This window comes from Faunimonas sp. B44, assembly GCF_052655945.1.
Window position 1 is genome coordinate 128,742 of the sequence record NZ_JBQYEX010000007.1, and the last position, 26,518, is coordinate 155,259.

Here is a 26,518-nt window from a genome sequence, read left to right on the forward strand (position 1 = left end):
CCCTCCGCACGCTTGCCTGCCAGGCGGCGGGTGCCCAATTTAGGCGGACGCTAATTCTGGAGACACCAATGCCGCTTCATCGAATCACGGCCAGTGCGCTGGCTGGCGCTCTCGCTTGCGCGCTGGCGCTCGACCCCGCGGCCGCGATCGAGCCCGAAGCTGCCGCGCGGGCGCTCGGCACGGCGCTGGCGAGCGGCACCGACAATGCCGCCCATTTCGAGCGGGCGACGCAACAGGGAAGCGACGTCGTCATCGAGGGCCTGACCTTCGGCGACAGGGAGGGCGTGAATTCGGTCCGCTTCGCGCGGGCCGTGATCCGGGCCCCGGAGGACGCCGAAGATGCGGCGTTCACGAGCCCGCAGGTGACGCTCTCCGACGGCACGGTCAGCGGCGACAGCAGCGGCACGGTCGAGAACGCCATCCTCACGAATGTCCGCGTTCTTTCGCCCGAAAGGCTGAAGGAGCAGGCGCTGACGCAAGGGGTCGTCTACGAATCCGCGGAAGCCCTCGGGATCAGGGTGCGCGGCAAGGAAGCGCCCGCCGACGTGACGATCGAGCGGATCCTCATCAATGCCGAGAAGATCGTCGACGACGCCCCGCAGGAATCGAACGGAACCGTCGAAGGCATCGTCATTCCGGCCGACATGTTCGCCGGAACGGCATTCGATCCGAACGCGCTCGGCTATGACGCGATCAGGCTGAACATGAGCTGGGACGGCGGCCTCGATCCGGAGACCAACGTCCTCACCGTCCGCCACTTCGAGATCGCGATGGAGGAAGGCGGCCGCCTCTCCTTCGAGGGCCGGGTCGGCAACGTGCCGGTCGCGCCGACCGGCGAGGGCGTCGATGCGAGCGGCATCGCGACGCGGCTGGACGTCCATGATCTCACGCTGCGCTACGTCGACGACTCGCTCGCCGGCCGCATCCTGGATTCGCAGGCGAGGCTGCAGGGCGTCCCGACCGAGCAATACGCGCAGCAGCTTTCGGCCGCCCTGCCCTTCCTGCTGATGGCCATCAACAATCCGGACTTCCAGAACCAGGTCGCGACGGCGATCGGTGCGTTCCTTGCGAGCCCGCAATCCCTGACGATCAGGGTCGCTCCGGAGGCGCCGGTCTCCGGTGCGGAGATCCTGCAGACGCTGGGCTCGGCGCCGCAGACGCTGCCCGACAAGCTCAACGCCACGGTCAGCGCGAACACGCCCGAGTAGCCGGGCGCAACCATTTGCCGGATCGGCCGATGGCGGCCGCTCCGGGCCCCGCCGCCTGCGAGCACATCGGGCGGCTCCCGCAGAGCCATTCTCTCGCCTCATTGAACAAAGAAGACGCGGTGGGGCAGCGAGGAAGGCCGGCGAAATCCGGCCCGTTAACTCCCTGTCAACCGTGATTCGATTTCCTGTCGTCCTGTTGCCGGGGCGACGCAGGGGACTGCCCGCGTCGGTCCGCCGAACGGCAGTGTGGGGTGCGTTCGCAGGATGACCTATGTCTCTCGGCGTTTTCGATTGCGGCGTGCGCCCGTGGCGGGGCTTCTCGGCGTCACCTTCCTGGCAATGGGCGCGTCTCCCGCCAATCTGAGCAAGGCGCCCGCGTTCCTCTCGGTCGCGAATTCCGGATCCTGGGACAACTATCTCGCCGCCATCGCGCTGGCATCCCGGCACGACGCCAGCTTTCCCTTCGCCGCCAATGCCGAAGCGGCGCTCGCACCTGCCGCCGGAGCCGGCCTCGAGCGGGTGGCGCGCGTCGGCCTATCCGGCCCCGCCGTCAACCGCTCCGGCAAGGGCGACCTGCTGATGACCCGGACGCGGGAGCCGCAGGCAGCCGAGCGGATACCCGCCTCCGGCACCGTCTGGCGCCTCCCGGACATCTTCTCCTCCTATGAAGAGGAGGCGCTGCCGAAGGTCGCCTTCGCACAAACCTCCCGGGGCGACGCGGAGACGCTGATGGCGGCCTATTCGGCGTTCAGCCGAGGCGGGGCCGCGGCGGTGGGCGAGCATCTCGTCGCCGGCGCCGAGACCGGCGGGGCGGCAGCCGCGCCCGCGGTCTATTCGCCGGGCGCCTGGGCGACCCCGCACCTCGTCGCCTATGCGCCTCAGGAACAGGGACTCGACGTCCCCTTCGACACGCTGATGAGCGGGCAGGGCCGGGTCGAGGCGCCGGAAACGCAGGTCAAGCCGCAGAAGAAGCCGGACACGGTGGTCGGCTGGCTCAAGAACCGCTTCCGGGCGCGCCACGCCTGGGCGGACAACCCGCTTCCCGAACTCGTGCATTCCACCAAGGAGCAGAACTGCCTGGCGCGCGGCATCTACTTCGAGGCCCGCGGTGAGCCCGCGACGGGCCAGGTCGCCGTCGCGCAGGTGATCCTCAACCGCGTGAAGAACCCCGCCTACCCGGGTTCGATCTGCGGCGTGGTCTACCAGAACGAGGACTGGCGCGGCCGCTGCCAGTTCTCCTTCGCCTGCGACGGCATCAAGGACCGGATCCGGTCGCCGGCCGCCTGGCTGCAGGCGCGCACCATCGCGCGCGAAGTGACCAACGGAAAGTACTGGCTCGACGCGGTCGCCGATTCGACGCACTACCACGCCGATTACGTGAACCCGCGCTGGGCGCGGAGCATGAAGAAGGTCGACACGATCGGCCGCCACATCTTCTACCGGACGAACCGCGGCGGCTGGAGCTGAGCGTCAGCCGAGCAGGCCCGAGATGCCGATGAAGATCAGGTAGACCGCCACGATGTAGTTCAGGAGCCGCGGCATCACCAGGATGAGGATGCCGGCGATCAGGGCGATGAGCGGCTGGACGGTCACGATGTCGAAAGTCATGTGCTCTCCTGGTCCCAGAACCGGCGGGGCAGCCCGGTGGTTCCAGCAGTCCCGCGGCCCGATTTGAATTGCCGCCGCACCAGCGCCCGGCCAGAGTACGGCTCCCCGCCCAAGGGCGCACCGGTGCCGGAATGACCCTTCAGACAGCCACGCCCGACGCGACGAGCGAAACCCCGCTCGCGGACAAGGTGCGGTTCCTCGCAAGCGCCGACGCATGGCCGGCGGGAACGAAGGACGTCGAGGCGCGCGAGACGCATATGTCCTGGGTGTTCCTCGCCGGGCCGACCGTGCTCAAGCTGAAGAAGCCCGTCCGCAACACCTTCCTGGATTTCTCCACCCTTGCCGCCCGCGAAGCGAACTGCCGCGAGGAGGTCCGCCTGAACAGGCGCCTTGCGGGCGACGTCTACCGCGGCGTGCTCCCGCTGACCCGCAGCCCGGACGGGGGCCTGCAGGTCGGTGGCGATGGACATGTCGTCGAGTGGCTCGTCCACATGCGCCGCCTGCCGGCAGAGGCGATGCTGGACGCCGTGCTGCGATCGGGGCGCCTGACGCGCGCGCAGGTCGAGGCTGTGGGCGAGCGCCTGGCTGCCTTCTACCGGGCTGCCGAACGCCCCGATATCGATGCCGACCTGCCGTGGCAGATCATGAAGGTCGAGCAGGCGGAGAACCGGGACGTCCTGGGCAGGGTCCCCGGCGCCGGGGATCAGGCCCGCCGCATCGCGATCGTCGACCGGCTGGAGGCCCTCCTCGACAGCGACCGCGAGGTGCTGGCCCGGCGTGTCGTCGAAGGCCATGTCGTCGACGGCCACGGCGACCTGAGGCCCGAGCACGTCTGCCTGGTCGAGCCGCCGCTGATCATCGACTGCCTGGAGTTCAACCGCGGCCTGCGCCTCGTCGATCCGTTCGACGAGACGGCCTTTCTCGGCCTCGAATGCGAGCGGCTCGGCGCACCCTGGGTCGATTCCGTGCTTCGGGCCCAAATCGCGGCGGGGCTCGGGCGCGAGCCTTCGCCCCGCCTGCTTGCGCTCTACCGCGCCTTCCGCTCGGTGCTGCGGGCACGCCTCGCGCTCGCCCATCTGCTCGACCCGAAGCCGCGCACGCCCGAGAAGTGGGAGCCGATGGCGGAGGCCTATCTCCGCATCGCGGAGGACGCCCTCAACGCGGCAGGTCGCCGAGAAGCTCGCTGATCGAGCCGCCTTCATGGCAGCGGCGGATCGCCTCGGCGAAGAGCGGCGCCGCCGTGACGACTTCGACCTTCCGGGCAATCAGGTCCGTGGGGAGGCGCAGGGGCGCCACGCTGTCGGTGACGAGCGCGCGCGCCAATGCCGGCGCGGCGATCGCCTGCGCGGCCCCTTCCGAGAAGAGCCCGTGCGCGGCGACTGCCGTGACCTGTCGCGCGCCGGCGGCGAGGCAGGCCTCGGCCGCCCGCAGCATGGTGCCGCCGGTGCTGATCATGTCGTCGACGATCAGCACGTCCGCGTCGGCGACGTCGCCGACCAGCAACGTGCCCGAGACGGCCCCGCTGCTCCGCCGCTTCTCCATGAAGGCGCCGCCGACGCTTCGGCCGGCGAGAGTCTCCAGCCGCTCCTGGAAGAGCTGGGCGCGCTTCACGCCGCCGGGATCCGGGGATGCGACGGCAAGGGGCGCGCCCCCGCTCGCCGCGAGCACCCGCTCGGCGAAGAGGGCCCGGCCGTCGAGATGCACCGTCTCGCACCGGAAGGCGTTCTGGAAGGCCGCGAGGTTGTGCGCCTCGAGCGTCATCACCCGGTCCGTGCCGACCGCCTCGAAAAGCTGCGCCAGATAGCGCGTCGTCACCGGATCGCCGGGCTTCGTCTGCCGGTCCTTGCGGCCGTAGGCCAGATAGGGGGCGACCGCGGTCACGCGGGCCGCCCCGTGCTCCTTGAGCGTGGCCAGGAAGAACAGGAGCCGGCACAGCCTGTCGTTCGCGCTCGCACCGTCCGTGCCGTTGAGGCTCAGCACGACGTAGCAATCCGCCCCGCGCACCCCGACCAGCGGTCGCGCCTTGTGTTCGCCGTCCTCGAACGCGCGCTCCTCGTGTTCGGAAAGTGCAAGCCCGAGGGCGGCTGCGACGCGCTCGCCGAAGGGACGGCTGCCGGCGAGTGCGAACAGGCGCAGCATGGCTCTCCTCAGTGGGCGACGAGCGCCTTCTCGATCTCCCCGACGGGATGCTTCGTCAAGTCCTTGTCGATCTCGGCGACGATCACGCGCCGCACGGCGTCCGGCATCGCGGTCCGAAGCTGCGCGAGCGCGCGGGGCGGCGCCACGACGAGGAGCTGGTCGAACGACCCTTTGCGCTGGAGCTTCTCGAGCCGGGCGACCACCGTGCCGAGGAACCGCGCTTCCTCGGCGTCGTGCCAGTCGGTGTTCCCGACGGCGCTCCTGCGCTCGGTCGCGCTGTCGTGGACCCGGCCCGGACGGTCGGCACCCTGGGCGCGGGTCGGCGGATTCTCGTCCTCGAGCACCGTCTCGACCTTGAGGTTCGGGTAGAGCTCGTCGCCGATGTTCTTGATGATGATGGCCTTGCGGCCGTCGGCAACCAGGATCCAGGCCTCGTTCGCAATCTTCATGGCTCTTCTTCCTTCTACGCCGCGCGAATGCCGTACGCGCATGGCGACTTGCGGCGACGAGTGAAGACGGATGCGGCGGCGGCTGCCTTGACTCACCGCAATGACGAAGGTCCTTCGCGAAAATCGCGGGTCAGGAGGTCAGCCGCTCCAGGGCGGCTTCCAGGGTCGCCGGATCGCCTGCGACACGGACGCTCTTGAGACGGGCGCTGCCGCCGGAGGCGATCGCGACGGCCGATTTCGGCAGACCCAGGCTGGCGGCGAGGAGCCGCTCCAGGCTTTCGTTCGCAGCACCCCGCTCGGGCACGGCCCGCACGCGCGCCTTCAGGACGGGCCTGCCGTCGGCGAGGATCTCGACGCCGTCGAGCCGGTCGCGATCGGCTCTCGGCGTCAGCCGGACGACGATCACCAGCCCGCCGGCGGTGGCGCGCCAGGGGCGCCCGCCCATGCCTCAGAAGACGTTCGGATAGAGGTAGTAGATGATGATCCGCTCGACCAGGAAGACGAGCAGGATCAGGATGATCGGCGATATGTCGAGGCCGCCGAACGTGGGCACGTAGCGCCGGATCGGGCGGAGCGCCGGCTCGGTGAGCTGGTAGAGGATCCGCCCGACCGTGCTGACGAACGTGCTGCGCGGATTGACGACGTTGAAGGCATAGAGCCAGGAGAAGATCGCCGACGCGATGATCACCCAGGTGTAGAGGTTCAGCGCCAGCAGGATGACGTCGAGGAGTGCGCGCATCGTGGATCCCGTCCGCCGCTCCGGGCGGCACGCTGCCGATGTAGCCGCCGCCCGACCCCGTTACAAGGACCCGGCGCCGATCGCCGGCACCGCTCCGATCCGCCGCCGCGCTGCGTCGGACATGCGGAACGCCGGTCAGTTCGGGTCAGTTCGGGTCTGACAGGCCGAGCGTCTCCTGGCGGAGCTCCAGCACGGGACGCTCGACCGCCAGGTCGACGTCGCCGGCGGTGAGGACGCTCCCCTCCGCGAGGTCGCGCCTGAGGGTGACGTCCTTCGCGAAGCCGATCGGAAGCGCGCTGCACGCCGTGCTCTCGGCGGCCGGCACGAGCCGCCCCCAGACCGTGAACCCGCCCTCGCCGTCCAGCCTTTCGCCGGCTTTCAGCCTGCGCTTGGCGACCGCCACGGCGTCGCCCCGGAATCCCTTCGGCGCGCCGGTCGCCTCGCCCCGGAGCGCGGCGGAATAGACCGAGATGCCGAGTTCGAGGCCGATCAGATGGTACGGCTTGTACATCGCCGCATAGCGGCCGCTGTCGTCGGTCTTCAGCCCGTACTGCCGGAAACACGCCGCCGCATAATCGTTCGGCGCCTTCAGGACCGTGTAGATGCCCCACCTCAGGTCGCGGAAGACGGGCCGCCCGTCGCGCTCCAGCGAGGAGACCACCTCGACCATGCCGTCGTGGTCGAGGCATCCGCCGACCTCTTTCGGGCGCAGCAGATGCGCGAGGTCGTCCACGCCGCAGGCCGGAAACGACAGGCCGCCGGTCGGGACGTCGAGACCGCAGGCGTTGGCGACCGCCGCCATCTCGATCGCCGACTTGGTGCCGTCCAGGAACGAGTTGAACATCTGGCTGTTCATGCCCGCCGCGGCCGCTTCGGCGGCGCTGAGCCCGTAATGGCTCCAGACCGTGTCGGGCGTCGAGAAATGGTACTCCGGCAGGTATTTCGTGCCCTTCCCGGCCGCCGCAACCACGAAGCCGCAGGCGCGGGCCCAGTCGACCTGCTCGGCGATCAAAGCGGGCTGGTCGCCATAAGCGAGCGAATAGACGAGGCCGGCGCGGGCTGCGCGCCGGGCCAGCGCCGGGCCGGCCAGCACGTCGGCCTCGACGTTCACCATCACCAGATGCCGCCCGGCAGCGATCGCCGCCAAGGCATGCCGGGCGCCGGCGATCGGGTCGCCGGTTGCCTCGATCACCACCTCGACGCCCGCCGCAGCGATCGCCGCCTCGGCGTCGTCGGTGAGCCGCACGGCGCCGATCCGCGCCTCGTCCCAACCGACCTCGACCAGGCGCCCGCGCGCGCGGTCTGGGCTGAGGTCCGCGATCGCGACGATCCGGACGCCCGGCATCGTCGGGACCTGGGCAAGGAACATCGAGCCGAACTTTCCGGCGCCGATCAGGGCGACACCGATCGGCCCCTGCGCCGCCGCGCGCTCGACCGCCAACCCATGCAGATTCATCCCGTCGACCCGCCCGTCTTGTCGCAGCCGCTTGCGCCGGAAAAGCGACGGTCCTACTAGGAACGCCGCCGTCAGCCCCTCACCCGCAACGCGCTTTCCGGAGCCTTTCGATGAGCTTTCTTGCCGCCCACCTCTCGCGGGTCAAGCCGTCAGCCACGCTTGCCGTGACGCAGAAGGCGCGGGACATCCGCGCGACCGGCCGGAAGGTCATGGACCTCAGCGCCGGCGAGCCCGACTTCGATACGCCGGACAACATCAAGCAGGCCGCGATCGAGGCGATCAGGCGCGGCGAGACGAAGTACCCGCCGGTCCCCGGCATCGTTCCGCTCAGGCAGGCGATCTCCGACAAGTTCCGCAACGAGAACAGGCTCGAATACAAGCCCGAGCAGGTCATCGTCGGCACCGGCGGCAAGCAGATCCTCTACAACGCCTTCGCCGCCACCCTCGATCCCGGCGACGAGGTGCTGATCCCGGCGCCCTATTGGGTCAGCTATCCGGAAATGGTGATGCTGAACCGCGGCGAGCCGCGCATCGTCGACTGCCCGATCGAGACGGGCTTCCGGCTCACCCCCGAAGCCCTCGAGGCGGCAATCACGCCGAAGACGAAGTGGCTCCTGCTCAACTCGCCGTCCAACCCGTCGGGCGCCGGCTACTCGGCCGACCAGCTCCGCGCAATCGGCGAGGTGCTGCTCCGGCATCCGGATGTCTGGGTCCTGACCGACGACATGTACGAGCACCTGCTCTACACCGACGAGCCGTTCGCCACGATCGCCGAGGTCGAACCGCGCCTCAAGGACCGGACGCTGACCATGAACGGCGTCTCCAAGACCTACGCCATGACGGGCTGGCGGATCGGCTACGCCGCCGGGCCGGACATCCTCGTCAAGGCCATGACCATGATCCAGGGCCAGCAGACCTCGGGCGCCTGCACGATCGCCCAATGGGCAGCGGTCGAAGCCCTGACCGGTCCGCAGGACTTCGTCGAGACGAGCAAGCAGGCGTTCCGGGAGCGGCGCGACCTCGTCGTGTCGATGCTGAACCAGGCGAACGGCATCGACTGCCCCCTGCCGGAGGGCGCCTTCTACGTCTACCCGTCCTGCGCCGGCACGATCGGCAAGCGCGCGCCCTCGGGCCGCACGATCGAGACGGACGAGGATTTCGTCTCCGAGCTGCTCGACGCCGAGGGCGTCGCGGTCGTGCACGGCTCGGCCTTCGGCCTCGGGCCGAACTTCCGGATCTCCTACGCCACGTCGACCGAGGTGCTCGAGGAGGCCTGCACCCGGATCCAGCGCTTCTGCAACGCGCTGAACTGACATCGGAACGGCGCGTTCGGCCCGGGCGTTGGCCTCCGGAACCCGCCGGAGGCCGCAATGACGGATCGAAAAGCCCCGCCCGAGGAGATCGAGGCGCTCAACGCGAGCCGGAACGAGCCGGAAGAGCCGGCGATGACCCGCCGGCAGGCCCTCGCAGACGCCGCGCAGCGGCCGGATGCGCAGCATGCGCGGCTCGGCGCCGAACTCGCGCGCGACGGCGGTCCCGGATCCGGCTCGGAAACGGAAGACGCCATGAAACGGGCCACGGGCGGCGAACGGAAGCGCTGAGCAAGCGGCCTCGCCAAGCCGATCCTGAACCGATCACCAGAACGCAAAACGGCGGGGCAAGGCCCCGCCGTTCGCACGAAACCCGAACGGGCCCGTCTTTATTCCTCGGCCATCTGAAGGTTCACCGCCTGCGGGCCACGGCCGCGGCGATCGTCCTCGGTCTCGAAGGAGAGCTTCGCCCCTTCCGCCACCTGTGGCAGGCCGGAACGCTCCATTGCGGAGATATGGACGAAGACGTCCTTGCCGCCGCCGTCCGGCGTGATGAAGCCGAAGCCGCGATCGGCGTTGAAGAACTTCAGGGTACCGGTCTGGCGCGGACCGCGCTCGCGGGGTTCGCGATCCTGGAAGGAGCGTCCGCCCCCACCGAAACCGCCGCCGCCGCCGCCGCCGTAACCACCGCCACCGCCGCCGCCGCGATAGCCGCCGCCACCGCCGCCGCCGCGATATCCGCCGCCGCCGCCGTCGCGATCGCCGCCGCCGCCATAACCACCGCCGCCGCCGCTGCGATAGCCGCCGCCGCCACCACCGCTGCGGTCGCCGCCGCCGCGATAGCCGCCGCCACCGCCGCCGCCGCGCGGCCGATCGCCATACCCGCCCGCGCTGAACCCGCCGCCGAGGTCCGCGGCGCCGAACTCACGCTCCGCACCGACCTCGCGCTGGCCGCCACGCCGCGGCCCGCGATCCCGGTCACGCCCGCCGGGAGGATCCAAAAACTCTTCGTCGTCGCCGCCGCGATTGCGTCCGTTCATCACTCAACCAGTCCTCTCGAAGAATCAAAAAAGTCGTTCGGCCGCCAGGGATCATTGGGGCTGGCCTCGACGCGGGCAAACGTGCGGTCTTTCGGAGAGGGCTTCATCAACTGGCCGGGAAATGCGATCCTCGGGGCCTCATCGAACCTCGCCGGCTTCCGCAACCGAAGCCGTCGCTTGTCCCTTATGCCTGAGGGGAAAAGCAACGGCAAGCGGATTTCAGGGCGGGACCCGCCTCGGCCCCGCCTCGCTGAGGGTCGTGCGGAGGATCAGCAGCTCTTCGGCGAGACTTCCTTGCCGTCCACGGTGAGCCGGACCTTGGTCAGGCCCCGCGAGCGGAAGCCGAGCTTCGATGCCGCGGCGCGGCTGACGTCGATCACGCGGCCGCCGACGAACGGGCCGCGGTCGTTGATGCGGACGGTGACGGCGCGACCCGTCTTCAGGTCCTCGACGGTCACCTTTGTCCCGAAGGGCAGCGAGCGATGCGCCGCCGTCAGCGCCTCCGGGTTCATCTTCTCGCCGGATGCGGTCTGCGAGTAGAGCGCATACCAGGACGCACCGCCGCATTGGGCGGCCGCCGGGCCGAGTGTCGTCGTGAAAAGTGCGGCGGCAGCGGCCGCCACGGCAAGGGCTCTTGCCAGTTTCATTCGCCCATCTTCCCCTGTTTCCCAAGCTCCTCGACGGGAGCGCAGCGGCATGTGCGGGTGAAAAGGGACGACAATCGGGCGCTGTCGCAAAAAAGCCGGGCCGACACGGAACCGAGCCCTTGCCCGGCGCGTTGTGGCCTTTGCTCCTGTAAACGTATGTACCTACCTGAACGAACTGCGCCGCCGGATCTGCTCCGGCGGCGCCATTCGTTTGTGAGACGGCGGAATGTTCCCGCCGGGTCAGGCGATCTGGAGATTGATCGCCTGGGGACCCCGCCCGCGGCGATCCTGCTCGAGGTCGAAACGGACGCGCATCCCTTCCGCCAGCGGCGGAATGCCGGACCGCTCGACCGCAGAGACATGCACGAACACGTCCTTGCCGCCCTCTTCCGGCGTGATGAAGCCGAAGCCGCGGGTGCTGTCGAAGAACTTGACGGTGCCGGTCTGGCTCATGGAAATCCCTTTCCTGTTCGGGTCGGATGTCGATGCGGGCTGCGCCCGCGGAAAGCTCGAACGGGAGAGGCGATCATGCCCGCGCCGAACGCGGGCGGCAGTCCAAACCGCAATCCGAGATCGCGCCCATCCAACAGAAGGCGCATCAAGGCCAGCATTATGCGAACCCGGACGCTGGTGGCAAGGCGAGCCGGCGGCTCGTTCAGCTGCGCGCGTGCTCCCCTTCCCCGAAGAACAGCTTCTCCCAGCTCTTCTGCGCCTTGTAGCCTTCGCGGATGAACGGCGTGAACACCGCCATGTTGAGCAGCACCCAGTTCACCGCGCTGGCCGGGAAGGAGAGCGGCTTCACAAAGTCCACGAACAGGACGACCCGCACCTTGTCGGAATGGTTCCACGCCTCGTGCTCGTAGGCGTCGTCGAAGATCAGCGCCTTGCCTTCCTCCCAATGGCAGATCTCGTCGCATACCCTGATCCCGATCCTGTCCGGCTCGGGCGGCACGAGGAGGCCGAGATGGAACCGCAGCACGCCGTTATAGGGCCCGCGATGCGGCGGCAGGTGCTTGCCGGGCTCGAAGATGGAGAACAGGCCGGTCTTCAGGCCGGGGATCTTCTGCAGGATGCGCCAGGTCTCCGGGCACTGGCGGATGGCCGCCTCGGATTTCAGCCCGTAGGCGCAGAACAGGAAGGTCTTCCAGTTGCTGTCGTCGCTGATCGCCTTCACGTCGCCGGCAATTTCGTGGAAGCCGGGCAGTTCGTCCTTGCGCACCAGGACGCGGTCGAGCTCCTCGCGGATGAGGTGCCATTCGCGCTCGATCTCGGCTGCCCAGGGGAAGACGGCATTGTCGTAGACGGGCGGATTGCCGACCTTGGAATGGCGGAGGTTCAGCGCCTCCGCCCAGGCGACCAGCCGGGTCATCGCCCGGTTGATGAGCCCCGGGCGGTTGTCCATCGTCTGGTCGAGCCCGGAGGTGGTGCGAGTCTGCGCCGGGGCGTTCCGGCTGTCGTTCGTCTTCGTGTCGGCCTGCAACGTCATCTCGCCCGCTCCTGCGCCGGCAGTACGGATCATCTGCCGTGGAAGAGCGAGGACATATCGCGTTTGCAACCGATTCTCCAACAAGGCGGGAGAAACGAGAACGGGCCGGCGCAAGGCCGGCCCGCACGCATCGGTGAGGCGAGTGGCCTACTGGCAGAGGTGCCGGCGGCCGTCATACCCGAGATAGGTGCCGCTGCCCGCGTCGAACGAGCGGTACTTCGAGGCGCAATAGGCGTACCAGTCCGGCGACCAGGGGGCCGGCCCGTAGACCGGAACCGCGTCGTAGACCGGGACCGCGCCGTAGACCGGCGGCGCCGCATAGCGCGGCGCGCTGAGGGCGCTGCCGAGGATGGTCCCGACGGCGAGACCGCCGATGATCCCGGCGGCAACGGCGCCGCCATTGTTGTGGCGGTGCACGACGACGGGGCCCTGGTAGGGCCCGGGCCCCCACCCGCGCCGCGGAGCGGCATCGGCGGCCGTGGCGAAGCTCAGCGCACCGACCGAAACGGCGGCCGCTGCGGCAATCGACTTCAGATAACGCATCGGATCAAACCTCCTGCGATGCATTTGCCGGGGCCTCTCCCCACTGCCGATGCATCCGATAGTGGCAAACTGGGCCATTCATCCTGAATGCGGAATGAATGCAGTCGCTCGGCTCCCGTTCCCGCGCGGCAACGTCAGGGCTGCCGCACCGGCGGCCTGATGCCCATGCGCGCACGGACGGCGGCGGGCACCCTGTAGGCGCGCATGACGTCCTCGCTGTTGCGGAAGCCGCACAGTTCCCGCTGGATCACGAAATGCCAGAGCGCCTCCCCCGCCGCATCCAGCAGCGATGCGCGCTCGGCCGATCCCGCTTCTCCCGGACCCGCGGCTTCGAACGCCTCCAGCCTGGCGAGCGCCGTCTCGAGACGCGTCGCCAGGCGCCCGAGCGTGGCGGCCTTCTCGGCCACGACCTCGTGCTGGAGTGCGTCCCAGGCCTGGGGCAGCCGGCGCGGCGCGAGAATCTGCGGCGGTCGAACGGACAAGGGCGGCTCCTCTGCTGCCCCCGAGATGGGGCCGGGGAAAGCGCCCGGCAAGTTCAAGGAACGGGCGACCTTTGCAACCGTTTCTATGACGAGGATGCGGGAAAAACCCGTCACCCGGACATTACTCTGCACGGCCTCCGGGCTCCGCAATCGCGCAGGCCCGGCCGACATCGACAAAGGGGACACGGACTTGGCATTCAGGAACTTCGTCTACTGGGCCGCCCTCGGGGCCTCGGCAGTGCTGATCGCGCGGGCGATGCAGCGCGGCGAACTCGGGTTCGGCGGCGCGCGCGGCGGCCGGTACGCGCCGCGAAGCCGGGCGGCCGCCTTCGCAGGCGGCGAAACCGAGGGGCCGATGGACCGCGACTACGGTCAGATCCGCTCTGCCGGCCGCGAGCGCACCCGCGACGACCGCGGCCGCTGGGACAGAGTCGACGAGGCGGCCGACGAGTCGTTCCCGGCCAGCGACCCGCCGTCCTTCACGCCCGGAACGGCATGACGGACAGCGCGGCCCCGGCAACGGGAGCAGCGCCGCGGGTCGTCATCATCGGGGCGGGCTTCGGCGGCCTGGCCTGCGCGCGCGCGCTCGGAAATGCGCGCGCCCATGTCACGGTGGTCGACCGCCGGAACTACCATCTGTTCGTGCCGCTGCTCTATCAGGTCGCCACGGCCGCGCTGTCGCCCGCCGACATCGCGCAGCCGGTTCGCCGCATCCTGAGCCGCTACCCGAACATCGACGTCCTCATGGACGAGGTCACCGGCGTCGACACGGCCCGGCGCGTCGTCCGCTTCGCCAGCGCGCCCGATCTCCCCTTCGACAGGCTCGTCATCGCCGCCGGCTCCCGCTACGCCTATTTCGGCCATGACGAGTGGTCGGAGATCGCGCCGGGGCTCAAGGGCATCCGCGACGCCCGGCAGATCCGCGCCCGGCTCCTGCAGTGCTTCGAGCTCGCCGAGATCACCCGTGATCCCGCGCGGCAGAACGCGCTCATCACGACCGTGATCGTCGGCGGCGGACCGACGGGGGTGGAGATGGCGGGCGCCGTCGCCGAACTCGCCCGGTTCACGCTGGCCCGCGACTTCCGGCACGTGGAGCCCCGGGCCGCGCGGGTGATCCTCGTGGAAGCCGGGCCGCGCATTCTGCCCCAGTTCCCGGAAGAGCTCTCCGCCTATGCGCACGAGCGGCTGGAGCGCCTCGGCGTGACCATCATGACCGACAGGCCCGTCGAACGGATCGAGCCCGACGGCGTCGTGGTGGGGGACGAGCGGATCGCGGCGGGCACGATCGTCTGGGGCGCCGGGGTGCAGGCTTCGTCCGCCTCGCAATGGATCGAGGCCGAGCGCGACCGCTCCGGCCGGATCGTCGTCGCATCCGACCTGTCGGTCCCCGGATACGACGGCATCTATGCGATCGGCGATCTCGCCCATTGCGAAGGGCCGGACGGCGAGCCCCTGCCGGGCCTCGCCCAGGTCGCGAGCCAGCAGGGCAAGCATCTCGGCGCCGCCCTCGCCCGCGAATTCGAGACCGGCACCGCGCCGGAACCGTTCGTCTTCCGGAACCGCGGGAACACGGCGATCATCGGCCGGAACGCCGCCGTCTTTGATTTCGGCACGTGGCACCTCACCGGATTTCCCGCCTGGATCCTCTGGGCGATCGTGCACGTCTGGCTGCTCGTCGGCTTCGAGAAGCGCCTCAGCGTCACGCTGCAATGGCTCTGGCGCTATCTCACCTACGAGCGCGGCGCCCGCCTGATCGTGCCGGACGCACCGGACGCCACCGTGCTGGAGCAGGTCATCGAGGAGGCGCACACGCCGCGGCCGGCGGCGCACGCCCGACCCCAACCGCCTCAGGAGAGGACGACCGCCCTCCGGAACGGCGAAACAGCCCCGGCGTTGGACTGACGGCCGACCTCAAGGAGACGCCGATGGCTGGAACGGAAGACAAGAACACGTCGCCGAAGAACACGCGGGATGCGGCGCCGAACGAGCCGCGCGAGGGGGCAGCCGGCTCGCCCAATCCCCTTGCGGAAAAGAGCCGGCAGGGCGACATTTCCGCCGCGCAGCGCGCCGACCGGAACAAGGGTGCCGACCGCCATAACGATCGCTCCTGACGCATTGCCGCCGCGACCGGTTCGCGAGCTTCCCCCGCTGCGCCGGGAGGATTTGCCGCCGGACACCTCTCACCTCGCCCGCTTCCTGATCGGCAAGACCGTCGGCCGGCTGACGGACGAGGGGCTGCGCGCCGGACGGATCGTCGAGACGGAGGCCTATGTCGAGGACGACCCGGCGAGCCACGCCTTCCGCGGCCGCACGCGTCGGAACGCGGCGATGTTCCTGAAACGCGGCCACGCCTATGTCTACATCGCGTATGGCTGCTGGCCGGTGCTCAACGTCACGAGCGAGGCGGAGGGGACCGGCACCGCGGTGCTGCTGCGCGCCGCGGAACCGATCGCCGAGCCCGGCCAAGCCGCTCCGGACCGGAAGGTCGCCAGCGGGCCGGGACGCCTCGCCCGCTATCTCGGCGTCACGCTCGCCGACGACGGTGCGGACCTCTGCGCGGAGCGCGGCCTCTATCTCGCCGCAGCCGTCGGGCCGGTCGGCACGATCGCGGTGGGCCCCCGAATCGGCATCTCCAAGGCGGCCGACCGGCCGCTCCGCTTCTTCGAGATCGGCAGCCCCTCGCTCAGCGGCCCGGCGCGCCTCAACCGGCACGCGGTCCCGTAGCTGCGCCGGGGCCGGCTCGGGAGCACCACGCCTGCCGTCCCGGCGCGCCCTCAGATCGTGCCCTCGTCGGGGATGTTCAGGGTGGTCCCGCATGCCTTGCAGTGCACGGCGTCGCGGTCGTGACGCTGCAGCCCGCAGGTCGGGCAGGGAAAGCGCACCTTGTCGGGACGGAAGAGCACCTGCGCGAGCCGCAGGAAGAGCCCGACCCCGAAGATCATGATGAGGACGGACACCATGCGCCCGCTCGTCCCGGGCAGCGTGATGTCGCCGAAGCCGGTCGTCGTGAGCGCGGTCACGGTGAAATAGAGGGCGTCGGCATAGTTGCCGATGTCCGGGTTCCGCCAGTGCTGCGTCTCGTAGACGATGCCCGTCATCACGAACAGGAACACGGAGAGGTTGATGACGGCGATCGCCAGGTCTTCATCGAGCCGGCGGAGCCTGTAGCGCCGGCGAAGCCGGGCGATGATCTGGTAGGTATAGAGAAGCCGGAGCGTTCTGAGGACGCGCAGGAAGCCGGCGCCCTCGCCCGCGATCGGCGCCAGGAAGGACAGGATCGCGATGACGTCCGCGACCGTGGATATGTGTCCGAAATCCCGGACGCGGTTCCGGCTGATCGCGAGCCGCGCGAGGAAGTCCGCGAGGATCACGAGCCCGAGCACGACGTCGACCACCTCGAACGCGTCGTAGCGCGGCAGGAACGAGGTGACGATGATGAAGATCACCGTCGCGATGTCGAAGACGAGGATGCCGTTGCGGAAATGGTCGCTCCGGCGGCCGCTGCCCTCGTAGAGTTCGCGTATGCGGGCGCGCCAATCCGGCTTGCGGCCGCGCGGCCGGGACGCCCCCGTCCGGGCCTGTCCGTCGACGCTGCTTTCGCTCAAGGCGCGGTCGGCCGCATCACGCCGTGCTCGTCCCGCTTCAGCGGGTTCTTCTGCATCGGAAGCGGCGCGCCGGGCATCTCGTCGATCGAAACGCCATGCGGCCAGTCGGACGGCGCGATCGCGACGTAGCGTGCGTATCCGCCGGTGCCGCCAAGCGGCTTGGCGAACCCGATCACCACAAGCGCCCCCGCTTCGGGCACCTGGTCGAGATTGGCGACGCCCTCGGCCTGGGCGTAGTGATTGTGCATGAGCCAGTACTCGCCCTCCAGCGTGGGCGTGGTGTCGGTGTCGAGCGGCTCATGGCCGTGGAACAGGATCTTGCGCTCGCCGTGCAGGAACTTGAGCGCGTCGAGTGAGACGCCCGGGAACGCCTTCGCGCCGAACGCTTCCGGATCGTCCCATTTCTTCGACCAGTCGGACCGCACCATGACGACGGCGCCTTCCGGAATCCGCCCGTGCCGGGCCTCCCACTCTTCGACGTCCGCGACCTGCAGGTGGTAGTCGGCCTTCCCGGCGACCTTGCCGGAAATGTCGATGACGACGAGCGGCCGGATCGCGTAGGTTGCCGGGATGTCGGAGATCGTGGCGCCCATCGGCTCCCAGTGCGCCGGCGGGTCGAGCTGCGTTCCGTACTGGTCGGTCGGCAGTTCGTAGGCGGTGGCCACGAAGCCGTGCCGCTCGTAGGTGAACGCGTCGCCCGCCTTGACATAGCCTTCGATGTCCTTGCCCGCGACCGCCGGCCTGAACCGCGCCTTGCCGAAGCCCGGCCAGACCGCCTGCGTCGGCGAGAACGCATGCGTCAGGTCGATGTATTTCGCGGACTTGAAGATCTCGTCGTAGGCGCGCCACAGCGACGAGGGCTGCTCGGGCGCATTCTGCGCCATTGCCGCCGGGTGCGGCGCGAAAGCGAGCGTCGCGGCGAGCGCGAGGCAATGGCGGAAGGTGGCAAGGCGCATCGACTCTCCTCCTCCGGTCCGGCCGGCAGCGGCGCGGCCGCGAGGCGCCGAGTTTAGCCGCGCGAACGCCGCCATGCCATCCGCGCTCGCCTCCGAGCCTTCGGCCCCGCTCTCGCCGTCTGCGATCGGGACGCCCCGCATTTGGTAAGCAAGATCACTTCCGCCCGGCCGCGCGCTCCACGAAGCGCAGGCCGACGATGACGAAGAGGCCCAGCACCGCCGCGAGGAAGCCGATCCCGAAATAGCCGAGCCCGGCCGCCACGCCGAGCGAGCCGGCAAGCCACATGCCGGCTCCCGTCGTGAGGCCCCTCACCTCGCCCCGGCCCTGGATGATCGCGCCGGCCGCGAGGAAGGCGACGCCGGCGGTGACCGCCTCGATCACGCGCACGGGATCGGCCCGCACGCTGTCATCCCGGATGACCTCGCTCATCACGATCTCGAGCGTGAGCACCGTGAACACCGCGGCGGCGAGCGCGGTCAGGACATGCGTTCGCAGTCCGGCCGGGCGATCGCGCCATTCGCGGTCGATGCCGATCAGGCCCCCGAGCAGCGCCGCCACGAACAGGCGGAGCACGATCGCGTCGGCCGGCAGGTGGGTCTCGCCGAGTGCGCTCGCAAGAAGGTCATCCATCTTTGCCCGTCCTCCAGGCTCTGCCGTCCGCCACAGCGCGCGGCAGCGGTCGCGGGGACCGGCCCTCCAGCTCCGGATCGCGCGCCGCGACCTCCAGCAGGCCGGCGAGCTTCAACAGGTTCTCGGCAAGCATGTTCCGCTCCTCCGACTGCAGCGCGGCGAAAGCGGTGACGAAGCGCTCCGGAAGCAGGCTCGGGGCCGCGGAAAGGACGTCGCGGCCCGCCGCCGTGAGCCGGGCATGGACGATGCGGCGGTCGGCTCCCGAGCGATAGCGCTCAACCAGGCGCCGGGCCTCGAGCTTGTCGAGCACGGTGACCACCGTTGCGGCGCTGAGGTCGGCATGGGCGGAAAGCGCACCCGTGGTGACTTCCCCGAGCGACGCGATGGCTCTTAGCACGACGAACTGCGGAATGGTCAGGCCGAGCCTGCGCTCGATCTCCTTCGACCGGATGTCGAGCACGCGTGCGATCCGCCGCAAGCCCTTGTGGAGGGCATCCACCTCGCCCGGGAGTTCGCCTTCGCCTGATGCCGTTCCGCTCATCACTCATGCAACCAAATTAGCCAAACCGAGTTTCGCCTGCTAATCCTTAGAGCTCTAATCATCTGGAACGGCAGCGAGGAAGAACCAGCCCCTCATGTGTGGTCTTTGCGGCGAAGTGCGATTCGATGGCGGTGCGGCCGACGCGGCGGTCGTGACGAAAATGGGCGAGGCGCTCGCGCCGCGCGGTCCGGACGGGGTCGGCCTCGTCATGCACGGGCGAACCTGCTTCGGGCACCGGCGCCTCAAGATCATCGACCTGTCGAACCGCTCGGAACAACCGATGATGGACCCGCATCTCGGCCTGACGGGCGTCTTCAACGGCTGCATCTACAATTATCCGCAGCTCCGGTCCGAGCTCGAGGGCAAGGGTTATTCCTTCTTCTCCTCCGGAGACACCGAGGTGATCCTGAAGGCGTGGCACGCCTGGGGAACGGATTGCGTCGACCGCTTCCACGGCATGTTCGCCTTCGTCATAAGCGAGCGCGACACGGGCCGGGTCGTGATGGCGCGCGACCGGTTCGGCATCAAGCCGCTCTATTACTCCGAAGGGAACGGCCGGCTCCGCTTCGCCTCGACGCTTCCGGCGCTTCTCGCCGGCGGCGGCCTCGACACCTCCGTCGACCGCATCGCGCTCCACCATTACATGACCTTCCACGCGGTGGTGCCGGCGCCGCGGACGATCCTCGCCGGCGTCCGCAAGCTGCCGCCGGCCACGATCCGCATCGTCGAGCCGGACGGGCGCACGAAGGACCGGCTCTACTGGGCGCCGGACTACGAGCGCACCGCCGACGAGATCCGGCTGCCCGCCGAGGAATGGCGCGACCGCACGCTCGCCGCGCTGCGCACCGCGGTCGAGCGCCGCATGGTCGCGGACGTCTCGGTCGGCGTGCTCCTGTCGGGGGGCGTCGATTCCAGCGTCATCGTCGGCCTCCTCGCGGAGATGGGGCAGAGCGACCTGATGACCTTCTCGGTCGGGTTCGAGGAGGCGCACGGCGAGAAGGGCGACGAGTTCGTCTATTCCGACCTGATCGCGCAGCGTTTCGGCACGCGCCACCACAAGATCTTCGTGCCCTCCGAGCGGCTCCTCGACGCCCTCCCCGGCACGATCGGGGCGATGTCCGAGCCGATGGTCTCCTACGACAATGTCGGCTTCTACCTCCTCTCGCAGGAGGTCTCCAAGCATGTGAAGGTCGTGCAGTCCGGCCAGGGCGCCGACGAGGTCTTCGGCGGCTATCACTGGTATCCCCCGCTCGCCAGCTCGAACGACCCCGTTTCCGATTATGCCCGGGCCTTCTTCGACCGCGACCATGCGACGCTCGGCCGGCAGCTCGGCCCGGACTGGCTCGCCGAGGAGGATGTCAGCCGCGATTTCGTGGCGGCGCATTTCGCCCGCGCCGGCGCGACCGGCTCGGTGGACAAGGCGCTGCGCATCGACACGCAGGTCATGCTGGTCGAGGACCCGGTCAAGCGCGTCGACAACATGACCATGGCCTGGGGGCTCGAGGCGCGCGTGCCCTTCCTCGACCACGAGCTGGTCGAGCTCGCAGCGCGCATACCGCCGGAACACAAGCTCGCGCAGGGCGGCAAGGGCGTGCTGAAGGATGTCGCCCGCCTCGTCGTGCCGAGCGAGGTGATCGACCGCAAGAAGGGGTATTTCCCGGTCCCTGCCCTGAAATACCTGCAGGGCCCCTACCTCGAGCTCGTCCGCGACGCGCTCGGCTCGCAGGCCGCCCGCGAGCGCGGGCTGTTCCGGCAGGACTATCTGGAGACCCTGTTCGCCGCTCCGACCGAGCACATCACCCCGCTGCGCGGCTCGGAGCTTTGGCAGGTGGCCCTGCTCGAGCTCTGGCTGCAGGCGAACGACATCTGAGGGGGCGGCGATGTCGGGACCGACGGGAGCGCGCACGGGGCGGAGCGCGCAGGGCCGCCGGCTGCGCCGCATGCGGGCGGACGGCTGGCAGCCGACCTACGGCACCGAAATCGAAGGGGAGCCGCAGGCTGCGAATGCCTGCCTCGATTGCGGCTGGGGCCGGCTGATCTTCGCGCAGACCTTCGAGGATCCTGGCCGCCTTATCGAGGAGATCCGCGACGAGGCGATCGACCGGCGCGACATCGCCGTCTACGTCCGCGATCCGCACGTGCTCCTCGCGCTCGCCCCGCAGGAGCTCTTTCTCGACCCTTCCCACACCTACCGGCTCGACCTCGCGACCTACCGGACGGGCCGCCGCCCCCGGCGCGGCTTCCAGGTGCGGCGGCTCGCGTCGGCGCAGGACGCCGAGGCCGTCAACCGGATCTATGCGGCGCGCAACATGGTGCCCGTCCCGCCCGAGTTCTTCTGGTCGCGGCACGACAACCGGTCGATCGTCTACCTCGTCGCCGAGGATGCCGTGAACGGCGAGATCATCGGGACGGTCACGGGCGCCGACCATTTCCGCGCCTTCCGCGACCGCGAGCGCGGCGCCTCCCTCTGGTGCCTCGCGGTCGACCCGCAGGCCTCCCACCCCGGCATCGGTGAGGCGCTCGTCCGGCAGCTCGCCGACCACATGAAGACCAGGGGGGCGGCCTATGTCGACCTCTCGGTCATGCACGACAACACGCACGCGATCGCGCTCTACGAGAAGCTCGGCTTCCGCCGCATCCCGTTCTTCTCCGTGAAGCGCAAGAACCCCATCAACGAGCGGCTCTTCACCGGCCCGGAACGGGACGAGGGCCTGAACCCCTACGCCCGCATCATCGTCGACGAGGCCCGCCGGCGCGGCATCCACGTCCACATCACCGATGCGGAGGGCGGGTTCTTCCGGCTGACCTATGGCGGCCGGTCCATCCATTGCCGCGAGAGCCTCTCGGAGCTCACCTCGGCCATCGCCATGTCGATCTGCGACGACAAGGCGGTCACGCGCCGGGTCGTCTCGGCCGCGGGCGTGACCGTGCCGGAGCAGATCGAGGCCGGCGACCCGGACGAGATCGAAGCCTTCCTGGAAAAGCATGGGAAGCTCGTCGTGAAGCCCGCCCGCGGCGAGCAGGGCCGCGGGGTCGCGGTCGGGCTCGACGCCCTCGAGGACGTCATGAAGGCGATCGAGACGGCCCGGTCGATCTCGGACCGGGTGGTGATCGAATCCTTCGTCGAAGGTGAGGATCTGCGCCTCATCGTGATCGACTATCGCGTCGTTGCGGCGGCGATCCGCCGACCGGCACGCATCGTAGGCGACGGGCGCTCGACCGTGCGCACCCTCATCGAGCACCAGAGCCGCCGGCGCGCCGCCGCGACCGGCGGGGAATCGCGCATTCCGCTCGACGGCGAGACCGAGCGCGCCGTGCGCGCCGCCGGTTTCGGGCTCGACGACGTCCCGCCGCCCGAGCTCGAGATCACGGTGCGCAAGGCGGCGAACCTCCACACCGGCGGCACCATTCACGACGTCACCGACGAGGTCCATCCCGAGCTCGTCGCCGCCGCCGTGAAGGCCGCCCGCGCGATCGGCATCCCGGTCACCGGCATCGACCTGCTGGTCCGCTCGCCGCGCGAGCCCTATTATGCCTTCGTCGAGGCGAACGAGCGGCCCGGGCTCGCCAATCACGAGCCGCAGCCGACCGCCGAGCGCTTCGTCGACCTGCTGTTCCCCCTGTCGATGCCGCTCGCGGCGCGACTGGCCGCCGGATCCGACGCACGCCGCTGATGCCCCGCCTCGCGATAGACACACAGTACCTGCAGGACCGGCTCGAGGCGCTGCTCTCGATTCCGAGCCCGACCGGCTACACGGACGTCGTGGTGCGCGAATGCTGCCGCGAGCTCACCCGCCTCGGCGTGGAGTACGAGCTGACCCGGCGCGGCGCGATCCGCGCCACGATGCGCGGCCGCAATCGCGGCGCCGGGCGCGCGATCGTCGCGCATGTCGACACGCTCGGGGCCCAGGTGAAGCGGCTGAAGGAGAACGGCCGGCTGGAGCTCGTTCCGATCGGCCACTGGTCGGCGCGCTTCGCGGAAGGCGCGCGCTGCACGATCTTCTCCGAGAACGGCAGCTACCGGGGCAGCATCCTGCCGCTGCTCGCCTCCGGCCACACCTTCAACGAGAAGGTCGACACGCAGCCGACGGGCTGGGAGCATGTCGAACTGCGCGTCGACGCGCTCGCGCGCTCGCGCGCGGATCTGGAACGCCTCGGCATCGACGTCGGCGACACGATCGCGATCGACCCGCAGCCCGAATTCCTGGCCAACGGCTTCATCGTCTCCCGCCATCTCGACGACAAGGCCGGCGTCGCCGTGCTCTTCGCGGCCATGGAGGCGCTGGTCCGCGAGCGCGCGGACATCGTCGTGGACACCCACTGGCTCTTCACGATCGCGGAGGAGGTCGGCCTCGGGGCGTCGTCGATCCTGGTGCCCGACATCGCCTCGATGGTGACCGTCGACAACGGCACCTCCGCACCCGGACAGAATTCATCCGAGTTCGGCGTGACGATCGCCATGGCCGACCAGACCGGCCCGTTCGACTACCACCTCACGCACCAGATGGTCCGGCTCTGCCGCGAGGAGGACATCCGCTTCACCAAGGACGTCTTCCGCTATTACCGCTCCGATTCCGCCTCGGCGCTGGAATCCGGCGCCGACGTGCGGACCGCCCTCATCGCCTTCGGCGTCGATGCCTCGCACGGCTACGAGCGGATCCACATGCACGCGCTGCGCTCGCTGTCGGAACTGCTGACGGCCTATGTCATGAGCCCGCTCGAAGTGCCCCGCGATGCGCTGATCGCGGCCGGGCTCAAGGGCTTCCCGACGCTGCCGATGGAAGAGGCGGAGCAGACCCTCACCGGCGACATCACGGTCGCCGATCCTCAGCCCGGCGACGGCTGATCCTCCGCGGCACGCTGCCGGAGGTCGAGCCGCACCAGCACGACCGACATGTCGTCCGGCTCGGGCTCGGTGCGGAAGCCGAGCTCGCCGGCCATCTGGAGCATGCTCGCATTCTCCTTGAGGACGTGCCCGTAAAGCTCGGGAATGCCTTCGCTCCCGGCATAGGCGATGAGCTTCGTCATGAGCAGCCAGCCGAGCCCCCGCCCCTTCAGGTCGCTGCGCACCATGACGGCGTATTCCGCGCGCTCGCAATCGGGATCGAGGATCAGCCGGGAAACGCCGAGGATGTGGGCCTCGTCGGGCGTGAAGGCGACGAAGGCCATGGCGCGCGCGTAGTCCACCTGCGTGAGGCGGGCGACGAATTCCTCGGTGAACTGCTTGCGGTAGGAGAACAGCCGCAGCCTGATGTCGTTCGGGTCGAGATGCTCGAAGAAGTCCTGGTAGAGCCAGGCATCGACCGGCTTCACCGGCCGCACGAAGACCTCGCTGCCGTCGAGGAGCGTCATCGTCTCCGAGAGCTCCTCCGGATAGGGCCGGATCGCGAAGCGGGCGACGCCGTTCTTCGCGCCGCCCTCCACGGTGCGCGCCGTCATGCGGGCATCGACGGCGACGACGCCGGACGCGTCGGCGAGGAGCGGATTGATGTCGAGCTCCCGCAGCGCCGGGAAGTCGATGGCCAGTTGCGACACCTTCACCAGCACGTCGGCGACAGCCTCGATGTCCGCCGGCGGCACGTCGCGATAGCCGCGCAGGAGCTTCATGATCCGCGTGCGGCCCATCAGCTGCAGCGCAAGCTCGCGGTCGAGCGGCGGCAGCGCGATGGCCTTGTCGCCGATCACCTCCACCGCGGTGCCGCCGGCGCCGAACAGGATGATCGGCCCGAAGGTCGGATCGTCCGCCAGGCCGACGATCAGCTCGATCGCGCGCCGGCGCTCCATCATCTCCTCGACCATGAAGCCTTCGACGGTCGCCCCGGGCACTGCGCGCCGCACGGATTCCGCCATCGCGGCCGCCGCCTCGCGGGCCTCCTCCGCGCTCGCGATGTCGAGCCGGACGCCGCCGACATCGGACTTGTGGATAACCTGGGGAGAAACGATCTTCATCGCGCAGCGCCGGCCGCGGCCGATGATCCGCCCGGCGATCTCGGACGCTTCCTCCGGCGAACGTGCCAGGCCCGCATCCACGACCGGAACGTCATAGGCCGCCAGCACCTCGTGCGCCTTCGGCCAGTTGATGAAGCCCCCGGCCGAAGCAGTGGCCGGGTCGATGATCGCGGCAGCCCGCGCGCGATCCCGGCGGAAGGTCGGCGTTTCACGCGGCGGTATGCTGAGAAGGCCCTTCCTGATGCGCGCATACCGCACGAGCTTCATGTAGGCCTCGACCGCCGCGCCCGGCGTCTCGTAGGTGGGGATTGCGGCCTCCGCGAAGGCGCGGCGGGCGACCTCCACCCATTCCGCGCCGAGCCAGACGGTCAGGACGGGCTTGCGCTTCGTGCCGTCCCGCCGGTGGGCGAGGACGACGTCGATGACGGCGGACGCCGCGCTCGAGCCGGTCGTGACGGAGGTCGGGCAATAGAGCACGAGCACGGAATCCACGCCGGGATCGTCCAGCATCGCTTCCAGCGCGGCGCGATAGCGGTCCGGCCCTGCATCGCCGATGATGTCGACGGGATTGGCGTGGGACCATGTCGGCGGCAGCTGCGCGTCGAGGCGCTCGAACGTCTGCGGCGCGAGCGTTGCGAGCTCGCCTCCGGCCGCCTCGAGGCTGTCCACGGCGAGGATCCCGGCGCCGCCGCCATTGGTCAGGATGCCGAGGCGCTCCCCCTCGAAGGGCGCGATGTGGGTGAGCATCTCCGCCATGCCGAACAGGTCGTCGAGGTCGTCGACCCGGAGCACGCCGGCGCGCTCGAGCACCGCGTCGTAGACGGCGTCCGAGCCGGCCATCGCCCCGGTGTGCGTGCGCGCGGCCTGCACGCCCGCCTTCGCGCGCGCCGCCTTGATCGCCACGACCGGCTTGATGCGCGCCGCCGCACGCGCGGCGGAGATGAACGCCGCGGCGTCGGCAATGCCCTCCAGATAGAGCAGGATCGCGCGGCACTGCGGGTCCGCCGCGAAATAGTCGATCAGGTCGTCGGCATCGACGTCCGCCATGTTGCCGACCGAGGCGAGGTGCGAGAAGCCGACGCCGCGCGACGTCGCCCAGTCGAGGACCGCGGTCAGGATCGCGCCGGACTGCGAGATCAGGGCGAGGCGCCCCGGCGTCGCGTTGCGATGGACGAAGCTCGCATTCAGCCCGACATGCGGCGACAGGATGCCGATGCAGTTCGGCCCGACGAGACGGATGCCGTGCCGGCGCGCCGCGGCCATCATCTCCGCCTGAGCCGCCTGCCCCTCGGCGTCTGCCGGGAACGCGCTGATCACGACGGCCGCGCGCGTGCCCTGCACGCCCACGGCGTCGAGGACGCCCGCGATTGCGGGCGGCGGCGCGGCAATGACGGCGAGATCGACCGGTTCCGGCAGCTCGCCCGCATCGGCGAGGCTCTGCTTTCCCTCCACGAGCGGGCGGCGCGGATTCACCAGGAAGACCTTGCCGGCGAACCCGCCCTGCAGGAGGTTCCTGGCAACGGTGTTGCCGATCGAGCCCGGACGGTCGCTCGCGCCGAAGAGCGCCACAGAGCGCGGCTCGAACACCTTGCCGAGGTTTCTGGTGGTCATGATCTGGCCTCGGATTTGCTGCAGTGCGATCCGGGCTGCCCGCAGGCCGAGCACCGACGCTCGGACGCGCCGGGTACGCCCATGGACCTCTTGCGGGAGCCAACGGCATTGATCAACC

At 69.7% G+C, this 26,518-nt stretch carries 29 protein-coding genes; 12 read left to right on the forward strand and 17 right to left on the reverse strand.

The genetic code is table 11. From position 1 onward, the window contains the following. Positions 1-68: 68 nt before the first annotated feature. Together ACUN0C_RS13980 and ACUN0C_RS13985 are read left to right on the forward strand one after the other, a co-directional pair. Entirely contained in the window at positions 69-1,208 is a 1,140-nt protein-coding gene (locus ACUN0C_RS13980; protein WP_445466996.1) for a hypothetical protein, read from the forward strand. A 306-nt stretch (positions 1,209-1,514) separates the two neighbouring features. Beyond that, positions 1,515-2,675 carry a cell wall hydrolase gene (locus ACUN0C_RS13985; RefSeq protein WP_445466997.1) on the forward strand — a complete coding sequence of 387 codons (1,161 nt, stop codon included), beginning with the start codon at positions 1,515-1,517 and terminating at the stop codon, positions 2,673-2,675. A gap of 3 nt (positions 2,676-2,678) precedes the next feature. On the opposite strand, the gene ACUN0C_RS13990 is transcribed toward ACUN0C_RS13985, so the two are convergent. Next, entirely contained in the window at positions 2,679-2,816 is a 138-nt protein-coding gene (locus ACUN0C_RS13990) for a DUF3096 domain-containing protein (RefSeq protein ID WP_445466998.1), read from the reverse strand. 131 nt (positions 2,817-2,947) lie between these two features. On the opposite strand from ACUN0C_RS13990, the gene ACUN0C_RS13995 reads away from it, so the two are divergent. After that, positions 2,948-4,003 (forward strand): hypothetical protein, encoded by a 1,056-nt coding sequence (locus ACUN0C_RS13995; protein ID WP_445466999.1) that lies wholly within the window; start codon positions 2,948-2,950, stop codon positions 4,001-4,003. Here ACUN0C_RS13995 and ACUN0C_RS14000 read toward each other — a convergent pair. The 5 genes from ACUN0C_RS14000 to ACUN0C_RS14020 form a co-directional block, all read right to left on the reverse strand. After that, positions 3,972-4,955, reverse strand: a complete 984-nt coding sequence (locus tag ACUN0C_RS14000) for a ribose-phosphate diphosphokinase (protein ID WP_445467000.1) — start codon at positions 4,953-4,955, stop codon at positions 3,972-3,974. The genes ACUN0C_RS13995 and ACUN0C_RS14000 overlap by 32 nt on opposite strands. Before the next feature lie 8 nt (positions 4,956-4,963). Then, entirely contained in the window at positions 4,964-5,404 is a 441-nt protein-coding gene (locus tag ACUN0C_RS14005) for a baeRF12 domain-containing protein (RefSeq protein ID WP_445467001.1), read from the reverse strand. A 130-nt stretch (positions 5,405-5,534) separates the two neighbouring features. Further along, positions 5,535-5,849 (reverse strand): DUF167 family protein, encoded by a 315-nt coding sequence (locus tag ACUN0C_RS14010; RefSeq protein ID WP_445467002.1) that lies wholly within the window; start codon positions 5,847-5,849, stop codon positions 5,535-5,537. A 3-nt stretch (positions 5,850-5,852) separates the two neighbouring features. After that, positions 5,853-6,143 (reverse strand): YggT family protein, encoded by a 291-nt coding sequence (locus tag ACUN0C_RS14015; protein ID WP_445467003.1) that lies wholly within the window; start codon positions 6,141-6,143, stop codon positions 5,853-5,855. Between the two features lie 145 nt (positions 6,144-6,288). Further along, positions 6,289-7,599: an NAD(P)H-dependent oxidoreductase gene (locus tag ACUN0C_RS14020; RefSeq protein WP_445467004.1), complete on the reverse strand. Its 1,311-nt coding sequence runs from the start codon at positions 7,597-7,599 to the stop codon at positions 6,289-6,291. 110 nt (positions 7,600-7,709) lie between these two features. Here ACUN0C_RS14020 and ACUN0C_RS14025 point away from each other — a divergent pair, with 110 nt between their 5' ends. Next, positions 7,710-8,912, forward strand: a complete 1,203-nt coding sequence (locus ACUN0C_RS14025; RefSeq protein WP_445467005.1) for a pyridoxal phosphate-dependent aminotransferase — start codon at positions 7,710-7,712, stop codon at positions 8,910-8,912. A 57-nt stretch (positions 8,913-8,969) separates the two neighbouring features. Continuing rightward, positions 8,970-9,200 (forward strand): hypothetical protein, encoded by a 231-nt coding sequence (locus ACUN0C_RS14030; RefSeq protein WP_445467006.1) that lies wholly within the window; start codon positions 8,970-8,972, stop codon positions 9,198-9,200. Between the two features lie 98 nt (positions 9,201-9,298). On the opposite strand, the gene ACUN0C_RS14035 is transcribed toward ACUN0C_RS14030, so the two are convergent. From ACUN0C_RS14035 to ACUN0C_RS14060, 6 genes are all read right to left on the reverse strand, one after another. Continuing rightward, positions 9,299-9,949, reverse strand: coding sequence for a cold-shock protein (locus tag ACUN0C_RS14035; RefSeq protein WP_445467007.1), 651 nt, complete (start codon positions 9,947-9,949; stop codon positions 9,299-9,301). A 269-nt stretch (positions 9,950-10,218) separates the two neighbouring features. Then, positions 10,219-10,596: a septal ring lytic transglycosylase RlpA family protein gene (locus ACUN0C_RS14040; protein ID WP_445467008.1), complete on the reverse strand. Its 378-nt coding sequence runs from the start codon at positions 10,594-10,596 to the stop codon at positions 10,219-10,221. A 240-nt stretch (positions 10,597-10,836) separates the two neighbouring features. Further along, on the reverse strand, positions 10,837-11,049 hold the full coding sequence (locus ACUN0C_RS14045) for a cold-shock protein (RefSeq protein ID WP_445467009.1): 213 nt from the start codon (positions 11,047-11,049) through the stop codon (positions 10,837-10,839). Between the two features lie 202 nt (positions 11,050-11,251). Then, the gene (locus tag ACUN0C_RS14050; RefSeq protein WP_445467010.1) at positions 11,252-12,082 is read right to left on the reverse strand and encodes an aspartyl/asparaginyl beta-hydroxylase domain-containing protein; all 831 of its coding nucleotides are present in this window, start codon (positions 12,080-12,082) and stop codon (positions 11,252-11,254) included. A gap of 147 nt (positions 12,083-12,229) precedes the next feature. After that, a complete protein-coding gene (locus tag ACUN0C_RS14055) occupies positions 12,230-12,625 on the reverse strand; it encodes a BA14K family protein (RefSeq protein ID WP_445467011.1) in 396 nt (131 codons plus the stop codon). A gap of 134 nt (positions 12,626-12,759) precedes the next feature. Beyond that, positions 12,760-13,107 carry a DUF6665 family protein gene (locus ACUN0C_RS14060; RefSeq protein ID WP_445467012.1) on the reverse strand — a complete coding sequence of 116 codons (348 nt, stop codon included), beginning with the start codon at positions 13,105-13,107 and terminating at the stop codon, positions 12,760-12,762. A 190-nt stretch (positions 13,108-13,297) separates the two neighbouring features. On the opposite strand from ACUN0C_RS14060, the gene ACUN0C_RS14065 reads away from it, so the two are divergent. Genes ACUN0C_RS14065 through ACUN0C_RS14080 form a run of 4 tightly spaced genes read left to right on the forward strand, consistent with a single transcriptional unit; the run spans position 13,298 to position 15,831 of the window. Beyond that, positions 13,298-13,606, forward strand: a complete 309-nt coding sequence (locus tag ACUN0C_RS14065) for a hypothetical protein (protein ID WP_445467013.1) — start codon at positions 13,298-13,300, stop codon at positions 13,604-13,606. Further along, positions 13,603-15,009 (forward strand): NAD(P)/FAD-dependent oxidoreductase, encoded by a 1,407-nt coding sequence (locus ACUN0C_RS14070; RefSeq protein ID WP_445467014.1) that lies wholly within the window; start codon positions 13,603-13,605, stop codon positions 15,007-15,009. Before ACUN0C_RS14065 ends, ACUN0C_RS14070 begins: the two co-directional genes overlap by 4 nt. 23 nt (positions 15,010-15,032) lie before the next feature. Beyond that, positions 15,033-15,218 (forward strand): hypothetical protein, encoded by a 186-nt coding sequence (locus ACUN0C_RS14075; protein ID WP_445467015.1) that lies wholly within the window; start codon positions 15,033-15,035, stop codon positions 15,216-15,218. A gap of 52 nt (positions 15,219-15,270) precedes the next feature. Continuing rightward, positions 15,271-15,831, forward strand: coding sequence for a DNA-3-methyladenine glycosylase (locus ACUN0C_RS14080; protein ID WP_445467016.1), 561 nt, complete (start codon positions 15,271-15,273; stop codon positions 15,829-15,831). A 50-nt stretch (positions 15,832-15,881) separates the two neighbouring features. On the opposite strand, the gene ACUN0C_RS14085 is transcribed toward ACUN0C_RS14080, so the two are convergent. The 4 genes from ACUN0C_RS14085 to ACUN0C_RS14100 all read right to left on the reverse strand — a co-directional run bounded on the left by ACUN0C_RS14085 (position 15,882) and on the right by ACUN0C_RS14100 (position 18,840). Beyond that, positions 15,882-16,631, reverse strand: coding sequence for a potassium channel family protein (locus ACUN0C_RS14085; protein WP_445467047.1), 750 nt, complete (start codon positions 16,629-16,631; stop codon positions 15,882-15,884). A 77-nt stretch (positions 16,632-16,708) separates the two neighbouring features. Beyond that, complete coding sequence (locus ACUN0C_RS14090; RefSeq protein WP_445467048.1) at positions 16,709-17,596, reverse strand: cyclase family protein; 888 nt, start codon at positions 17,594-17,596, stop codon at positions 16,709-16,711. A gap of 226 nt (positions 17,597-17,822) precedes the next feature. Then, the gene (locus tag ACUN0C_RS14095) at positions 17,823-18,299 is read right to left on the reverse strand and encodes an MgtC/SapB family protein (RefSeq protein ID WP_445467017.1); all 477 of its coding nucleotides are present in this window, start codon (positions 18,297-18,299) and stop codon (positions 17,823-17,825) included. Continuing rightward, positions 18,292-18,840, reverse strand: coding sequence for a MarR family winged helix-turn-helix transcriptional regulator (locus ACUN0C_RS14100; RefSeq protein ID WP_445467018.1), 549 nt, complete (start codon positions 18,838-18,840; stop codon positions 18,292-18,294). The genes ACUN0C_RS14095 and ACUN0C_RS14100 overlap by 8 nt, the downstream gene beginning before the upstream one ends. A 94-nt stretch (positions 18,841-18,934) precedes the next feature. Here ACUN0C_RS14100 and ACUN0C_RS14105 point away from each other — a divergent pair, with 94 nt between their 5' ends. From ACUN0C_RS14105 to ACUN0C_RS14115, 3 genes are read left to right on the forward strand one after another with little or no spacing between them, the layout of a single operon-like run. Next, positions 18,935-20,710, forward strand: a complete 1,776-nt coding sequence (locus tag ACUN0C_RS14105) for an N-acetylglutaminylglutamine amidotransferase (RefSeq protein WP_445467019.1) — start codon at positions 18,935-18,937, stop codon at positions 20,708-20,710. A gap of 10 nt (positions 20,711-20,720) precedes the next feature. Continuing rightward, positions 20,721-22,514, forward strand: coding sequence for an N-acetylglutaminylglutamine synthetase (gene ngg, locus ACUN0C_RS14110; protein ID WP_445467020.1), 1,794 nt, complete (start codon positions 20,721-20,723; stop codon positions 22,512-22,514). Further along, a complete protein-coding gene (locus tag ACUN0C_RS14115) occupies positions 22,514-23,686 on the forward strand; it encodes an osmoprotectant NAGGN system M42 family peptidase (RefSeq protein ID WP_445467021.1) in 1,173 nt (390 codons plus the stop codon). Before ngg ends, ACUN0C_RS14115 begins: the two co-directional genes overlap by 1 nt. Here the strand turns inward: ACUN0C_RS14115 and ACUN0C_RS14120 are convergent. Next, positions 23,668-26,400 carry a bifunctional acetate--CoA ligase family protein/GNAT family N-acetyltransferase gene (locus ACUN0C_RS14120; RefSeq protein ID WP_445467022.1) on the reverse strand — a complete coding sequence of 911 codons (2,733 nt, stop codon included), beginning with the start codon at positions 26,398-26,400 and terminating at the stop codon, positions 23,668-23,670. The two genes, ACUN0C_RS14115 and ACUN0C_RS14120, sit on opposite strands and share 19 nt — an antisense overlap. Between the last annotated feature and the right edge of the window lie 118 nt (positions 26,401-26,518).

What these genes read in the sequence shown, in the direction of transcription:
- ACUN0C_RS13980 (WP_445466996.1), top strand. Translation starts at nt 69, where the DNA reads ATGCCGCTTCATCGAATCACGGCCAGTGCGCTGGCTGGCGCTCTCGCT.
- ACUN0C_RS13990 (WP_445466998.1), bottom strand. Translation starts at nt 2,816, where the DNA reads ATGACTTTCGACATCGTGACCGTCCAGCCGCTCATCGCCCTGATCGCC.
- ACUN0C_RS13995 (WP_445466999.1), top strand. Translation starts at nt 2,948, where the DNA reads ATGACCCTTCAGACAGCCACGCCCGACGCGACGAGCGAAACCCCGCTC.
- ACUN0C_RS14000 (WP_445467000.1), bottom strand. Translation starts at nt 4,955, where the DNA reads ATGCTGCGCCTGTTCGCACTCGCCGGCAGCCGTCCCTTCGGCGAGCGC.
- ACUN0C_RS14005 (WP_445467001.1), bottom strand. Translation starts at nt 5,404, where the DNA reads ATGAAGATTGCGAACGAGGCCTGGATCCTGGTTGCCGACGGCCGCAAG.
- ACUN0C_RS14010 (WP_445467002.1), bottom strand. Translation starts at nt 5,849, where the DNA reads ATGGGCGGGCGCCCCTGGCGCGCCACCGCCGGCGGGCTGGTGATCGTC.
- ACUN0C_RS14015 (WP_445467003.1), bottom strand. Translation starts at nt 6,143, where the DNA reads ATGCGCGCACTCCTCGACGTCATCCTGCTGGCGCTGAACCTCTACACC.
- ACUN0C_RS14020 (WP_445467004.1), bottom strand. Translation starts at nt 7,599, where the DNA reads ATGAATCTGCATGGGTTGGCGGTCGAGCGCGCGGCGGCGCAGGGGCCG.
- ACUN0C_RS14025 (WP_445467005.1), top strand. Translation starts at nt 7,710, where the DNA reads ATGAGCTTTCTTGCCGCCCACCTCTCGCGGGTCAAGCCGTCAGCCACG.
- ACUN0C_RS14030 (WP_445467006.1), top strand. Translation starts at nt 8,970, where the DNA reads ATGACGGATCGAAAAGCCCCGCCCGAGGAGATCGAGGCGCTCAACGCG.
- ACUN0C_RS14035 (WP_445467007.1), bottom strand. Translation starts at nt 9,949, where the DNA reads ATGAACGGACGCAATCGCGGCGGCGACGACGAAGAGTTTTTGGATCCT.
- ACUN0C_RS14040 (WP_445467008.1), bottom strand. Translation starts at nt 10,596, where the DNA reads ATGAAACTGGCAAGAGCCCTTGCCGTGGCGGCCGCTGCCGCCGCACTT.
- ACUN0C_RS14045 (WP_445467009.1), bottom strand. Translation starts at nt 11,049, where the DNA reads ATGAGCCAGACCGGCACCGTCAAGTTCTTCGACAGCACCCGCGGCTTC.
- ACUN0C_RS14050 (WP_445467010.1), bottom strand. Translation starts at nt 12,082, where the DNA reads ATGACGTTGCAGGCCGACACGAAGACGAACGACAGCCGGAACGCCCCG.
- ACUN0C_RS14055 (WP_445467011.1), bottom strand. Translation starts at nt 12,625, where the DNA reads ATGCGTTATCTGAAGTCGATTGCCGCAGCGGCCGCCGTTTCGGTCGGT.
- ACUN0C_RS14070 (WP_445467014.1), top strand. Translation starts at nt 13,603, where the DNA reads ATGACGGACAGCGCGGCCCCGGCAACGGGAGCAGCGCCGCGGGTCGTC.
- ACUN0C_RS14075 (WP_445467015.1), top strand. Translation starts at nt 15,033, where the DNA reads ATGGCTGGAACGGAAGACAAGAACACGTCGCCGAAGAACACGCGGGAT.
- ACUN0C_RS14090 (WP_445467048.1), bottom strand. Translation starts at nt 17,596, where the DNA reads ATGGCGCAGAATGCGCCCGAGCAGCCCTCGTCGCTGTGGCGCGCCTAC.
- ACUN0C_RS14095 (WP_445467017.1), bottom strand. Translation starts at nt 18,299, where the DNA reads ATGGATGACCTTCTTGCGAGCGCACTCGGCGAGACCCACCTGCCGGCC.
- ACUN0C_RS14100 (WP_445467018.1), bottom strand. Translation starts at nt 18,840, where the DNA reads ATGAGCGGAACGGCATCAGGCGAAGGCGAACTCCCGGGCGAGGTGGAT.
- ACUN0C_RS14105 (WP_445467019.1), top strand. Translation starts at nt 18,935, where the DNA reads ATGTGTGGTCTTTGCGGCGAAGTGCGATTCGATGGCGGTGCGGCCGAC.
- ngg (WP_445467020.1), top strand. Translation starts at nt 20,721, where the DNA reads ATGTCGGGACCGACGGGAGCGCGCACGGGGCGGAGCGCGCAGGGCCGC.
- ACUN0C_RS14115 (WP_445467021.1), top strand. Translation starts at nt 22,514, where the DNA reads ATGCCCCGCCTCGCGATAGACACACAGTACCTGCAGGACCGGCTCGAG.
- ACUN0C_RS14120 (WP_445467022.1), bottom strand. Translation starts at nt 26,400, where the DNA reads ATGACCACCAGAAACCTCGGCAAGGTGTTCGAGCCGCGCTCTGTGGCG.